General features: G+C 56.9%; 12 protein-coding genes. 7 read left to right on the top strand and 5 right to left on the bottom strand.

Annotation, left to right across the window (positions count from 1 at the left end):
- Window positions 1–23: 23 nt before the first annotated feature.
- Window positions 24–344, bottom strand: coding sequence for an ATP-dependent Clp protease adapter ClpS (gene clpS, locus ACMGG5_RS13495; protein ID WP_006174393.1), 321 nt, complete (start codon window positions 342–344; stop codon window positions 24–26).
- A 267-nt stretch (window positions 345–611) separates the two neighbouring features.
- Here clpS and cspD point away from each other — a divergent pair, with 267 nt between their 5' ends.
- On the top strand, window positions 612–833 hold the full coding sequence (gene cspD, locus ACMGG5_RS13490) for a cold shock-like protein CspD (RefSeq protein ID WP_006809408.1): 222 nt from the start codon (window positions 612–614) through the stop codon (window positions 831–833).
- A gap of 70 nt (window positions 834–903) precedes the next feature.
- Here cspD and macB read toward each other — a convergent pair whose 3' ends face one another.
- Together macB and macA are read right to left on the bottom strand one after the other, a co-directional pair.
- Window positions 904–2844: a macrolide ABC transporter ATP-binding protein/permease MacB gene (macB, locus tag ACMGG5_RS13485; RefSeq protein WP_420277983.1), complete on the bottom strand. Its 1941-nt coding sequence runs from the start codon at window positions 2842–2844 to the stop codon at window positions 904–906.
- Complete coding sequence (macA, locus tag ACMGG5_RS13480) at window positions 2841–3956, bottom strand: macrolide transporter subunit MacA (protein WP_032649222.1); 1116 nt, start codon at window positions 3954–3956, stop codon at window positions 2841–2843. Before macA ends, macB begins: the two co-directional genes overlap by 4 nt.
- A 159-nt stretch (window positions 3957–4115) precedes the next feature.
- On the opposite strand from macA, the gene ACMGG5_RS13475 reads away from it, so the two are divergent.
- Window positions 4116–5072, top strand: coding sequence for a VirK/YbjX family protein (locus tag ACMGG5_RS13475; RefSeq protein WP_420277982.1), 957 nt, complete (start codon window positions 4116–4118; stop codon window positions 5070–5072).
- Here ACMGG5_RS13475 and ACMGG5_RS13470 read toward each other — a convergent pair.
- Complete coding sequence (locus tag ACMGG5_RS13470; RefSeq protein ID WP_024907817.1) at window positions 5069–6727, bottom strand: ATP-dependent endonuclease; 1659 nt, start codon at window positions 6725–6727, stop codon at window positions 5069–5071. The two genes, ACMGG5_RS13475 and ACMGG5_RS13470, sit on opposite strands and share 4 nt — an antisense overlap.
- A gap of 291 nt (window positions 6728–7018) precedes the next feature.
- Here ACMGG5_RS13470 and aqpZ point away from each other — a divergent pair, with 291 nt between their 5' ends.
- From aqpZ to hcr, 4 genes are all read left to right on the top strand, one after another.
- Complete coding sequence (gene aqpZ / locus ACMGG5_RS13465) at window positions 7019–7714, top strand: aquaporin Z (protein ID WP_420277981.1); 696 nt, start codon at window positions 7019–7021, stop codon at window positions 7712–7714.
- 171 nt (window positions 7715–7885) lie between these two features.
- A complete protein-coding gene (locus tag ACMGG5_RS13460) occupies window positions 7886–8785 on the top strand; it encodes a lysine exporter LysO family protein (protein ID WP_024907818.1) in 900 nt (299 codons plus the stop codon).
- 144 nt (window positions 8786–8929) lie between these two features.
- The gene (hcp, locus tag ACMGG5_RS13455; protein WP_248163751.1) at window positions 8930–10582 is read left to right on the top strand and encodes a hydroxylamine reductase; all 1653 of its coding nucleotides are present in this window, start codon (window positions 8930–8932) and stop codon (window positions 10580–10582) included.
- Window positions 10583–10592: 10 nt separating this feature from the next.
- Complete coding sequence (gene hcr / locus ACMGG5_RS13450) at window positions 10593–11561, top strand: NADH oxidoreductase (RefSeq protein WP_048990966.1); 969 nt, start codon at window positions 10593–10595, stop codon at window positions 11559–11561.
- Window positions 11562–11620: 59 nt separating this feature from the next.
- Here the strand turns inward: hcr and ACMGG5_RS13445 are convergent, their stop codons facing one another.
- Window positions 11621–12055, bottom strand: coding sequence for a DoxX family protein (locus tag ACMGG5_RS13445; protein ID WP_420277980.1), 435 nt, complete (start codon window positions 12053–12055; stop codon window positions 11621–11623).
- Between the two features lie 151 nt (window positions 12056–12206).
- Between ACMGG5_RS13445 and poxB the strand changes: the two genes are divergently transcribed.
- Entirely contained in the window at window positions 12207–13925 is a 1719-nt protein-coding gene (poxB, locus tag ACMGG5_RS13440) for a ubiquinone-dependent pyruvate dehydrogenase (protein ID WP_024907822.1), read from the top strand.

Raw genomic sequence — 13925 nt, 5'->3', positions numbered from 1 at the left:
ACCTCCCCCAATTTTATGCCTTATCAGGCCTTTTCCAGCGTACACAGCAACGGATGCTCGTTCTCCCTCGCATAGTCGTTCACCATCGCTACTTTGGTTTCCGCCACTTCGGCTGTGAAGATGCCGCAGATAGCTTTGCCACGATAATGAACGGTAAGCATCAGTTGCGTTGCACGTTCTACATCATAAGAAAAGAACTTTTGTAGCACGTCAATAACAAATTCCATCGGCGTGTAATCATCGTTCATTAACATAACTTTATACATAGATGGCGGTTTTAGCGCGTCGCGCACTTTATCTTCCGCCAGCTGGTCAAAATCCAGCCAATCGTTGGTCTTACCCATTATGCATAACCACTTTGAATCTACCTCAGATGTTAGATAACAATCATCTATTACTGTCATCCGCGATGTCTGTCACAAACTATTGCAATAGCGTTAACTGCTTCAAACTTTGGTTGATTATTGTCCCATCTCCAGCGCCAAACGCTTGACGACTTCTTTCGTTTCTCTAAATTGTACAAGCGTGAGATGGCGAGGTTTTGAACAGCCCCCACTCCACCACCGGTTCATTCCATCTTAACTTATAAGATTTACGAAGGATGTCGAAGCATGGAAATGGGTACTGTTAAGTGGTTCAACAACGCCAAAGGGTTTGGCTTCATCTGCCCCGAAGGCGGCGGCGAGGATATCTTCGCTCACTATTCCACCATTCAGATGGATGGTTACAGAACGCTCAAAGCCGGGCAGTCCGTCCGGTTCGATGTACACCAGGGACCAAAAGGCAATCATGCAAGCCTAATCGTACCCGTTGAAGCAGAGACGGTTGCATAGCTCTCTGTTTTATTGTGTACATCCCGCAGTCAAAATGCCAGCCCGATCGGCTGGCATTTTTATTTTCGGGTTATTCCCGAGCCAGCGCGTCCACCGGATCCAGCCGCGCCGCATTGCGGGCGGGCAACCAGCCAAACAAAATGCCGGTAAAGGTCGAACACAAAAATGCGGTAATAATGGCAACCGGCGAGAAGCCAATCTCCCAGCCGGGTAAAAAGAGCTGGAGTGCAAACGCGATCATCATCGAGAGCGCAATGCCCATCGCCCCGCCGACCAGACACACCAGCACGGCTTCAATCAAAAACTGCTGCAGCACGTCACTGGCGCGGGCCCCGACCGCCATGCGGATGCCGATCTCCCGGGTGCGTTCCGTTACCGACACCAGCATGATGTTCATCACCCCGATGCCGCCGACGACCAGCGAAATCACCGCCACCTGCGTGAGGAACAGCTGAAGAGTACGTGTGGTCTTTTCCGCCGTTTTCAAGAGGCCGTCCATATTCCAGGTGAAGAAATCTTTCTTCCCGTGGCGCAGGATTAACAGCCGCTCAAGCTGCTGTTCGGCGAGCGCGCTGTCGTAGCCCTCCTTCACGCGCACGGTGATGGAGTTGAGCCAGGACTGCCCCATAATCCGCCCGGAGATGGTGGTGTAGGGCAGCCAGACGCACAGGATCTTGCTGCTGCCAAACATCGACTGCTTCTCTTCCGCCACGCCGATGACCGTGGCAGGCATGTTGCCGACCAGGATCACTTCGCCTACCACGTTGACTTTATTGGGGAAGAGCTGCCTGCGCGAGTTCGCGTCCAGCACCACCACCTGCGCCCTGCCCGCCAGCTGTTCGGCGTTAAAGGTAGCGCCTTCACTGAAGGTCATGCCGTAGACGTTGAAATAGTCTCCGCTAACGCCGTTCGCACTGGCGGCAACGTCGACATTGCCCACCCGCAGGCGCAGGTTCTGCGACACCGCAGGCGTGGCGGAGTTGACCCACGGCTGCTTCTGAATGGCCGCGAGATCGTCGTATTTCAGCGCCTGCTGATACTGCGGCTCGTCGTCGCCAAAGTCTTTGCCGGGATAGACGTCAATGGTATTGGTACCGATGGCGCGGATATCGGCCAGCACCAGCTGCTTGGCCGCGTCGCCCACCACCACAATCGACACCACCGAGGCGATACCGATGATGATGCCGAGCATCGTCAACAGGGTACGCATTTTGTTGGCCGCCATCGCCAGCCAGGCCATGGTCAACGCTTCACGAAAGCCGCTGGAAAACTGTCCCCAGCCGGTTGATGCCGGAAGCGCTTCTTTCGGCGCCGCTGCTCTGGACTCACGCGGCGGCGGATTGCTGACCAGCTCGCCGTCGTGGATCGCAATAATGCGTTCCGCCTGCGCCGCCACCTGCGGATCGTGGGTAACAATGATGACCGTGTGCCCCTGATCGCGAAGCTGATGGAGGATCGCCATCACCTCTTCGCCGGAATGGCTGTCGAGCGCGCCGGTCGGCTCATCCGCGAGGATCACCTGCCCGCCGTTCATCAGGGCGCGGGCAATACTCACGCGCTGCTGCTGGCCGCCGGAAAGCTGCGAGGGCAGGTACTCCACCCGCTCTGCCAGCCCCAGACGCGTCAGCAGCATCTGCGCGCGCTCGAGGCGTTTTTTACGCTCGACGCCCGCATAGACCGCAGGTACTTCCACGTTCTGCGCGGCATTGAGGTGAGAAAGCAGATGGTAACGCTGGAAGATAAAGCCGAAGTGTTCCCGGCGCAGCTTCGCCAGCGCGTCGCCATCCAGCGTGGAGATATCCGTCCCGGCCACGCGATAGGTACCGCTGGTGGGTTTATCCAGGCAGCCGAGAATGTTCATCAGCGTCGATTTACCGGAACCCGATGCGCCGACAATCGCCACCATCTCGCCCGCTTCCACGCGCAGGGAGATGCCTTTCAGCACCTCCACCGGACCGTCGCCGGAGGGATAGCTGCGACGAATGTTATTCAGCTCAAGCAGCGCCGTCATTTGGCGGCTCCGGGCAGGCTTTCGCTGACAACAACCTCCTCGCCCTCTTCCAGCCCTTTCACCACCACCACGTCAGTGTCGTTGCGCGCGCCAATCACGACCTCGCGCTCGCGCGTTTCGCCGTTGCGCAGCACTTTCACTTTATAACGGCTATCCCCGGCGGATTCGCCGAGCGCAGAGAGCGGAATGGTCAGCACGTTCTTCACGCCGGTCAGCTGGATATGCACCTGTGCGGTCATGTCCAGACGCAGCACGCCCTGCGGGTTTGGCACTTCAAAACGGGCATAGTAGAAAATAGCGTCGTTCACTTTTTCCGGCGTCGGCAGAATGTCTTTCAGCACGCCTTCGTAGCGCGTCTGCGGATCGCCCAGTACCGTAAACCAGGCGTTTTGCCCCGGCTTAAGATGGATCACATCCGCTTCTGAGACCTGGGCTTTGACCAGCATGGTGCTCATGTCCGCCAGCGTCAGAATGTTTGGCGCCTGCTGTGCGGCAATCACCGTCTGCCCCTGGAGCGTGGTGATCTGGGTCACTTCGCCCGCCATCGGTGCCACAATTTGGGTGTAGTCGAGGTTGGTTTTCGCCGTATCCAGCGAAGCCTGATTGCGTTTGATTTGCGCGTCAATCGTGCCAATCTGCGCCTGTTTCACCGCCAGTTCAGTGGTGGCGGTATCTAAATCTTGTTTTGAAATAGCCTGAGTTTTAGCCAGCGCCTGCTGACGGGTTAGCGTCACCTGGGCCAGGTTACGTTCTGCCAGCGCCTGCGCACGCTGCGCGCGCAGTTCCATTAGCGTGGCTTCCACCTCGCGGATCTGGTTCTCAGCCTGTTCTGGATCGATAACGCCGAGCAGCTGGCCTTTTTTCACCTTGTCGCCAATCTCAACCGACAGCGTTTTCAGCTGGCCGCTGACCTGAGCGCCGACGTCAACCTTGCGCAGCGCGTCAAGCTTGCCCGTCGCGAGGACGTTTTGCTGCAGTTCGCCCGGACGAACAATCAGTGTCTGATACTGCGGCACCGGCGCGTTCAGCACCTGCCATAGCCAGTATCCACCGGCTAAAACCACGACCGCCAGCAGCAGAAACAGCGTTCTGCGTTTTCCCTTGAGGTTCATAAATAATCCAAATAAATGTTCTGGCAATGATAAGTGTTGATTCTATCTAAACGACTCCTCAACGAAACCCCTTCTTCTTGAAATCGTCACAATTTGTTTACGAGACGTTGAACGTTCGCCTGCTGAAATGGAGATCTTCATCAAGAAGCAGGATCTATCATGTCTTCCATCGTCGATACACCTTTTTCAAACTTGCCTCAGCCTAAATCTGGCTGGCAGCTCTTCAAAAATCTGGCTTTCGGTAAGCTCAAACCAGGACTGGCGTGGCAAAACCCCGCCTATCGACGTAAATTCATGTTACGTTCACTGGCGACACCCATTAGCACTGCGCGCCTGTTAACAAGTCTTGCAAAACAACCACGTCTGATGCAGATGCTGCAGGTACAACCAGGGCTACCGTGTCGGTTGCATCGTCCCTGGTTGACGGTGAATATGGATCGACAGCATGCGCTGGAATCCCTCAACTGGCACTATCAGACGATGAGCCGCCAGCTTCCGGTGACGCTGCAAACGGGTTATTTTTCGAAGAAGGGCTTCACCCTGCTGACCTTAACCGGCAAAGATGAACAGCAATTTACCGTCCGTCTGTGCGCCGATGCGTTTCTGGATAAAGAAGGGGAAGCCACCCTCGCCTTCTGCGACCATCAGAATACGGTGCTGGCCGAGATGACCTTCACCCTGTGCCAGTTTGAGGGAAAATCGACGCTGTTCATTGGCGGTTTGCAAGGGGCAAAAGCGCATGTTCCCCATGAGCTGATCCAGGGTGCGACGAAAGCCTGCCATGGTCTGTTCCCGAAACGTCTGTTGGTCGAGGCCGCCATGACCCTCGGCACCGCCTTCCCGGTAGAACAGATTATCGCCGTCAGTAACGATACCCATATTTATCGCAGCTGGCGCTACCGCAAGAAAAAAGAGGGGAAGCTGTTGGCCGATTACGACAGTTTCTGGATCTCTATCGGCGGTGAAAAACAGGATAACGGTAACTTTATGCTGCCGCTCGTCATGCCGCGTAAACCGATGGAAGAGATCGCCAGCAAAAAACGCTCCGAATATCGCCGCCGCTACGAGCTGCTGGATAGCCTGATTCAGCAGGTGAAACAGGCGACCCAACGCTAATCCGCTTTCCCGCGTGCCAGCCACAGCACGCGGGAAAACATCTTCCGCAGCAGGGTCGGTACCGCCTCTACGCCCCGCCTTCCCGCTTCCGTCGCCACTTCAATGGCTAAATCCGGTTTTGACGAACGATGAATGGCTTTGGCGATCACGCGCCGCATGTTCATCGGGACATCGACCGGCACCATGGCAATGCGGTGGAAGACGTCATCGAACCCCTGACGGTACATAAAGTGTTCCATGTCCATCGCAGGGAGCATGGTTAAATGGTCGCGCTCTTCCTCACGCTCGTTATTCAGCAGGCTGCGTACGGTCGAGGCATATTTTTTGCCCGCCTCATCACCGTCGACCAGAACGTGCCACTCGATCCCCATCCGGCGAGCAAATTTTATCAGCGGCTTTAGTCCCGACTGGGCGAATTCAATCACCTTAATGCCTTCCGCATCAAAATGGTGGCCGCACTGGCGCGCCAGTTCGTTGATAACCCACGTTTCCGTTTCCCCCTCCACCAGCAGCCAGCAGCGGGCAAAGAGCGACGACGCGCGGTTAAAGCGAATATGAAACGCGATGCGCCGCCCGTCTTCCGCGTTCAAACCACCCGGACCAAGCCGGAAAGCGGAGACGCGGGAGGACTCACGGACCAGACGGCAGACGTGTTCTACCGGCGTCAGCGATAATAATTCACCGGAATTGGTGGTCGTAATGCGCTGGAGCGGCAGCAGATTCAGCAGATGCCATGCCACGGAGAGCATGATGGGATGCAGCCGCGTTTCCGGGTCTTCCACCAGCAGCAGCGGCCTGGCGTCCCGGTCAAGACGAACGGTGCCTTTGGCCTGCAGAAGCGTTGAAAACAGCCCCAGCAAAATCACCCGATGGGTACGACCGCCGGGCCGGTCGATCATTCGGTTAATGATGTCGAGGTAACGCCAGCTGCGCTGCTCATCATGAGAACGGCGGCGCATCAGACGATGACGCGACTCAGAGGTTCCCTGCTCGGAAAAATAGTGCTCCAGGAGTTGCACCATTGCGGACAACCCCTGACGGATTTGACCATCGGTCAGATTTTGCGGACGCGACACCAGCTCTCTTGCCAGAAAATCCAGCTCGCGGGCGGTGACTTCCACGTCCGGCATATTGGGTACGGTACCGTTACGAATACGCCGCATAAAACGCGCATCGCGCAGGCGTAACACCGGCGTCAGGCGAATCAGGTGGCGGGCCAAATCGTCGATATTCTCAAGCGGGATCGGGTTGGCTTTCTCATCGAGAAAATCACGCAGGGTGAGTACCCCCTCGTTCTCCGCCATCTCCCCTTCCAGCCGATAGAAAATCCGGTGGAAACCGTCATCGCACGGCACCCAGCAGGGTGACAGCGGGCGGAAGCGACGCACGCGATGACGTCCGGGCTCGGATTCGCGGAAAGTCAGGATGATATGCAGGTGCTTCTCGCGCCCCGTCACGTCGCCGGGCGGGAACCAGAAATCGTCGCGGACGAAGTGATACAGATCGTCTTCGGGCGAAAGCAATAACGTCAGCGCATCCAGCAGGCTGGACTTACCCCACGCGTTCTCGCCGATCAGGACGTTGTTCTGCTCCAGCTGCAGCGACAGACGGTTAATACCGCGAAACCCGACAATTTCCACACGTTCGAGAAGCATAAATCCCCCGACAAATGATCACTTTTTCCTTCAAGTTATCAGCAGTATAGCGGGAGGCGTTCTGTCACGACAGCACAACGTTCACCCTTGCGAGAATTAGTCTATGCTCTATTTACCGCTAATTTGAACAAGGATTGACATCGCATTGCCTAAAATCAAACCAACAGAATTTATTTAAGTGGCGAAGGGGTGTTGTTATTTTTTAGAATAGAGACTCTTTGAGTCGTCATCCCTTTATGACGATATATCCCGCGCGCGGGAAAGCGTGCGGATAATTATTTTGAGGTGGTTATGTTTAGAAAATTAGCGGCAGAATGCTTTGGTACATTCTGGCTGGTATTTGGTGGCTGCGGTAGCGCCGTTCTGGCAGCAGCATTCCCGGAATTGGGTATTGGTTTTGTCGGCGTCGCGCTGGCGTTTGGTTTAACCGTATTAACCATGGCGTTTGCCGTGGGACATATTTCCGGCGGCCATTTTAACCCGGCAGTGACATTAGGTTTATGGGCAGGCGGCCGTTTCCCGGCAAAAGACGTGATTGGCTACATTGTGGCGCAGGTGGTTGGCGGTATTATTGCAGCTGGCGTTCTGTACGTGATTGCCAGCGGTAAAGCCGGGTTCGACGCGGCGGTCAGCGGCTTTGCCTCTAACGGCTTCGGCGAACACTCTCCGGGCGGTTACTCCATGCTGTCTGCCATCGTGATTGAAATTGTGCTGACCGCCGGCTTCCTGCTGGTGATCCACGGCGCAACGGACAAACACGCGCCAGCCGGTTTTGCCCCGATTGCGATTGGCCTGGCGCTGACGCTTATCCATCTGATTTCAATTCCGGTCACCAACACCTCCGTTAACCCGGCACGCAGCACCGCCGTCGCCATCTTCCAGGGCGGCTGGGCGCTTCAACAGCTGTGGCTGTTCTGGGTGATGCCAATTATCGGCGGTATCCTGGGCGGCGTGCTGTACCGCACCCTGCTGGAAAAACGCGATTAATCGAGCGCGGTGTCGGGTGGCGCTAACGCTTACCCGACCTACGTTAGAGTGCACTTTGTAGGCCGGGTAAGGCGTAGCCGCCACCCGGCTTTTTTATTGCTCCTTTACCTGACAGCCTTTATTGGGTAGTGTCTCTGGCGCTCAACAGATACTCAAAAGGACCGGCTGTTCATGTTTTCAGGACTCCTCATTATTCTGCTGCCCCTGATTGTGGGCTACCTTATCCCGCTGCATCAGGAATCTGCATTACGGCTTATCAACCGTTTTCTCAGCTGGATTGTTTACGTCATTCTTTTCTTTATGGGGATAAGCCTGGCATTCCTGGATAACCTGTCGGCGAATTTACTCTCCATCCTCCATTATTCTGTCGTCACCGTGGTGGTTATTTTACTGTGCAATATTGCCGCGCTGCTGTGGCTGGAACGCACTATTCCATGGAAAAATCACCATCATCAGGAAAAACTCCCTTCACGAATTGCCATGGCGCTGGAATCATTAAAACTGTGCGGCGTCGTGGTGCTCGGTTTTCTTCTTGGGCTGACCGGTTGGGCATTTTTACAGCACGCGACAGAGGCCAGCGAATATACGCTTATCTTCCTGCTGTTTCTGATCGGTATTCAGCTGCGAAATAATGGCATGACCCTGAAGCAAATTGTCCTCAACCGTCGGGGAATGATGGTTGCCGTGATTGTTGTCGCCAGTTCAATGGTCGCGGGCGTCATTAACGCCTTTATTCTCGATCTGCCGCTGAAAACCGGCCTGGCGATGGCGTCAGGTTTTGGCTGGTACTCCCTCTCCGGTATTCTGCTGACCGAATCATTCGGCCCGGTGATCGGCAGCGCCGCCTTCTTTAACGATCTGGCGCGAGAGCTGATTGCCATCATGCTGATCCCAAGCCTGGTTCGCCGCAGTCGTTCTACCGCGCTGGGCCTGTGCGGCGCAACGTCGATGGACTTTACCCTGCCGGTACTGCAACGCTCCGGGGGGCTGGAGATGGTGCCCGCCGCCATCGTGCACGGCTTTATTTTAAGCCTGCTGGTTCCGGTCCTGATGGCCTTCTTCTCTGCCTGATACTTCTTTGGCGGTAGGTTTCCTGCCGCCAAAATTGCGCTAAATCAATCTCCCTCTATTTTGTAGCAGAAAGCCCTTTTCACCGTTCTGGCACAAGCATAATCTTAAACATGTATATCAAATATAACTTTAACAGGTGTGATTATGTTTTGTGTGCAATGTGAACAAACCATCCGTACCCCGGCAGGCAATGGCTGCTCTTACGCACAGGGTATGTGCGGCAAAACCGCAGAAACATCTGACCTGCAGGATCTGCTGATTGCGGCCCTGCAAGGCCTTTCCGCCTGGGCGTTCAAGGCCCGTGAATACGGTATTGTCGACCACTACGTCGACAGCTTCGCCCCGCGCGCCTTCTTCTCCACGCTGACCAACGTTAACTTCGACTCTCCGCGCATTGTCGGCTATGCCCGCGAAGCGATTGCCCTGCGTGAAGCGCTGAAGGCACAGTGCCTGAAGGCGGACGCCAGCGCCCGCGTGGAAAATCCGATGTCAGAACTTCAGCTGATCAGCGACGATCTGGGCGACCTCCAGCGTCAGGCGGCAGAATTCACCCCGAATAAAGACAAGGCGGCGATTGGCGAGAACATTCTCGGCCTGCGCCTGCTGTGCCTGTACGGGCTGAAAGGCGCGGCGGCCTATATGGAACACGCGCACGTGCTCGGTCAATACGACAACGACATCTACGCCCAGTACCACAAAATCATGGCGTGGCTGGGCACCTGGCCTGCCGATATGAATGCCCTGCTTGAGTGCTCAATGGAAATCGGCCAGATGAACTTCCGCGTGATGAGCATTCTGGATGCCGGTGAAACCAGCACCTACGGCCACCCGACGCCGACGCAGGTCAACGTTAAAGCGACCGAAGGCAAGTGCATCCTGATTTCCGGTCACGACCTGAAAGATCTCTACAACCTGCTGAAGCAAACCGAAGGCACCGGCGTTAACGTCTATACCCACGGCGAAATGCTGCCCGCGCACGGCTACCCGGAGCTGCGTAAATTTAAGCATCTGATCGGTAACTACGGCAGCGGCTGGCAGAACCAGCAGGTGGAGTTTGCCCGCTTCCCGGGCCCTATCGTGATGACCTCTAACTGCATCATCGACCCTACCGTCGGCGCGTATGACGACCGCATCTGGACCCGCAGCATCGTCGGCTGGCCGGGCGTGAGCCACCTCGAAGGCGACGATTTCGGTCCGGTTATCGCCCAGGCGCAGCAGATGGCGGGCTTCCCGTACAGCGAGATCCCGCACCTGATCACCGTCGGCTTTGGTCGTGAAACCCTGCTGGGTGCCGCTGATTCGCTGATCGACCTCGTCAGCCGTGAAAAGCTGCGCCACATCTTCCTCGTTGGCGGCTGCGACGGCGCGCGCGGCGAGCGTAACTACTTCACCGATTTCGCCACCCGCGTGCCGGAAGACTGCCTGATCCTGACCCTGGCGTGCGGCAAATACCGTTTCAACAAGCTGGACTTCGGCGACATCGAAGGCCTGCCGCGCCTGATCGATGCGGGCCAGTGTAACGATGCTTACTCGGCCATCATTCTGGCGGTCACGCTGGCGGAGAAACTGGGCTGCGGCGTGAACGACCTACCGCTGTCGCTGGTGCTGTCATGGTTTGAGCAGAAAGCGATTGTCATCCTGCTGACCCTGCTTTCTCTCGGCGTGACCAACATCGTGACCGGCCCGACCGCGCCTGGCTTCCTGACGCCGGACCTGCTGGCGGTGCTGAACGAGAAATTCGGTCTGCGTTCCGTGACCAACGTTGAAGATGATATGAAGCAGCTGCTGAGCGCGTAAGGAGTAACTCATGACCATGCCAACCCCACAATGTCCGTGGCGGATGCAGGTTCATCACATCCATCAGGAGACGCCGGATGTGTGGACGCTGTCGCTGCTGTGCCATGACTACTATCCGTACCGTGCGGGTCAGTATGCGCTGGTTAGCGTTCGCCATTCGGCAGACACCCTGCGCGCCTACACCCTTTCTTCCACGCCGGGCGTGAGCGAGTACATCACGCTTACCGTCCGCCGTATTGATGACGGCGCGGGCTCGCAGTGGCTGACGCGGGACGTGAAGCGCGGGGATTATATCTGGCTGTCTGACGCACAGGGGGAATTCACCTGTGACGACAAAGCAGACGATAAATTCCTGCTGCTGGCGGCGGGCTGTGGCGTAACGCCGATTATGTCGATGCGCCGCTGGCTGGCGAAGAACCGTCCGCAGGCAGACGTGCAGGCGATCTTCAGCGTGCGCTCTCCGGAAGATGTGATTTTTGCCGATGAGTGGCGGAATTATCCTGTGACTCTGGTGGCTGAGCACAACGCGACCCACGGCTTTGTGCCCGGTCGCCTGAGCCGCGAGCTGCTGCAAAGCGTGCCGGATATGGCGAACCGCACCGTGATGACCTGCGGCCCGGCGCCGTACATGGATAACGTGGAAAAAGAGGTGAAAGCGCTTGGCGTGACCCGCTTCTTCAAAGAGCAGTTCTTCACGCCGGTGGCGGAAGCGGCAACCAGCGGCGTTAAGTTCACCAAACTGCAGCCTGCTCAGACCTTCTTTGGCCGCGTGGGGACCACGCTGCTGGAGGCGCTGGAAAGCAATAAGGTGCCGGTAGTGGCTGCCTGTCGTGCGGGCGTGTGCGGCTGCTGTAAGACGAAGGTGGTTTCGGGAGAGTATACCGTCACCAGCACCATGACGCTGTCCGACGCGGAAATTGCCGAGGGTTACGTGCTGGCATGTTCGTGCCATCCACAGGGCAATCTCGTCCTCGCATAAACGTTAAATGTTAGATCGTAGGCCCGGTAAGCGTCAGCACCACCGGGCTTTTGTTATCCTCACCGCCACACCGGACCTTTCCCTACCGCAAAGCGCCCTGCCCCTAAAAACGCGACAGCCAGCGAGCCGATAAAGAAGTACACCAGGCTTTCAATCGCCCATGCGCCTACCTTATCGAGGGCGAGCGTTTCCCCCATTCCCACCATCAGCCACGCTACGATCATCGTAAACGCCAGCACCAGCGCGGCCGGGCGCGTAAAGAGCCCAACAATAATCAGGATCGGCGCCACCACTTCGCCAACCAACACGCCGTAGGCGATAAATCCCGGCAGCCCTTTTTCCACCAGCATGCCGCTGATAAAGCCCACGCCGCCAAACAGTTTGTGCAGACCGTGAAAAAGCATCAGCCCGCCGACGGCAAGTCGTAACAAGAATTTGCCAAGATCGTCGCACGATAGCTTTTCATTAACAGCAATTAACAATGATTTAACCATTTGAAATGATTCCTGTTTTCACCGAGGTATTGCCAGATTATGCCGAATAATTGCGCGTGAAAAGCACCTTTTAATTAGGGGGAGATGACGGGCAATACGGAGACTTTCTTCTAAGCTTGTAAGCGATATCACAAAAAGGAGACGGACAACCATGAAACAAACCGTGGCTGCATATATTGCGAAAACGCTCGAACAGGCTGGCGTGAAACGTATCTGGGGCGTAACCGGCGATTCCCTGAACGGACTTAGCGACAGCCTCAACAAGATGAAGACCATCGAATGGATGCCCACCCGCCATGAAGAGGTTGCCGCCTTCGCCGCAGGCGCTGAAGCACAGCTCACGGGAGAACTGGCCGTGTGTGCCGGATCGTGCGGGCCGGGTAACCTGCATCTGATCAACGGGCTGTTCGACTGTCACCGTAACCACGTCCCGGTGCTGGCGATTGCCGCTCATATCCCCTCTTCCGAAATCGGCAGCGGCTATTTTCAGGAGACGCATCCGCAGGAGCTGTTCCGTGAATGCAGCCACTATTGCGAGCTGGTTTCATCCCCGGAGCAGATCCCGCAGGTGCTGGCGATCGCCATGCGCAAGGCCGTGCTGAACCGTGGCGTTTCGGTGGTCGTTATCCCGGGCGATGTAGCCCTCAAGGCCGCACCGGAAGGTGCCAGCACCCACTGGTATCACGCTCCGCAGCCGGTGGTGACGCCAGCCGAGGAGGAGTTGAAAAAGCTGGCACAGCTGCTGCGTTACTCCAGCAATATCGCCCTGATGTGCGGCAGCGGCTGCGCGGGGGCGCACAAGGAGCTGCTTGAATTTGCCGGTAAGCTGAAATCGCCCATTGTCCACGCCCTGCGCGGCAAAGAGCACGTCGAGTACGACAACCCTTACGATGTGGGGATGACCGGTCTGATCGGTTTTTCCAGCGGCTTCCACACCATGATGAACGCCGACACGCTGATCCTGCTCGGCACCCAGTTCCCGTACCGCGCGTTCTACCCGACGGATGCGAAAATCATTCAGATTGATATCAACCCGGCCAGCATCGGCGCGCACAGCAAGGTCGATATGGCGCTGGTGGGCGACATCAAATCCACCCTTGCCGCCCTGCTGCCGCTGCTGGAAGAGAAAACCGATCGCAAGTTCCTCGATAAAGCGCTAAGTGACTATCGCGATGCGCGCAAGGGGCTGGACGATCTCGCCAAACCGAGCGACAAAGCCATTCACCCGCAGTATCTGGCGCAGCAGATCAGCCATTTCGCGGACGACGATGCCATCTTTACCTGCGACGTGGGCACGCCAACCGTCTGGGCCGCTCGCTATCTGAAGATGAACGGCAAGCGCCGCCTGCTCGGCTCGTTCAACCACGGCTCGATGGCCAACGCCATGCCGCAGGCGCTGGGCGCAAAAGCGACGGCGCCGGAGCGTCAGGTAGTGGCGATGTGCGGCGACGGCGGATTCAGCATGCTGATGGGGGATTTCCTGTCGGTGGTGCAGATGAAGCTCCCGCTGAAAATTGTGGTCTTCAACAACAGCGTGCTGGGCTTCGTGGCGATGGAGATGAAGGCTGGAGGCTATCTGACGGACGGCACCGAACTGCACGACACCAACTTTGCCCGCATCGCCGAGGCCTGCGGCATCACCGGTATTCGCGTGGAGAAAGCCTCCGAGGTGGATGAAGCCCTGCAGCGCGCCTTCTCCATCGACGGTCCGGTGCTGGTGGATGTCGTCGTCGCCAAAGAGGAGCTGGCGATCCCACCGCAGATCAAGCTTGAGCAGGCCAAAGGCTTTAGCCTCTATATGCTGCGCGCGATCATCAGCGGGCGCGGTGACGAGGTGATCGAACTGGCAAAAACCAACTGGCTCAGGTAA

This window comes from Enterobacter sp. BNK-34, assembly GCF_048684445.1.
GTDB classification, from domain to species: domain Bacteria; phylum Pseudomonadota; class Gammaproteobacteria; order Enterobacterales; family Enterobacteriaceae; genus Enterobacter; species Enterobacter pseudoroggenkampii.
This window is presented reverse-complemented; position numbering and strand designations above follow the sequence as displayed.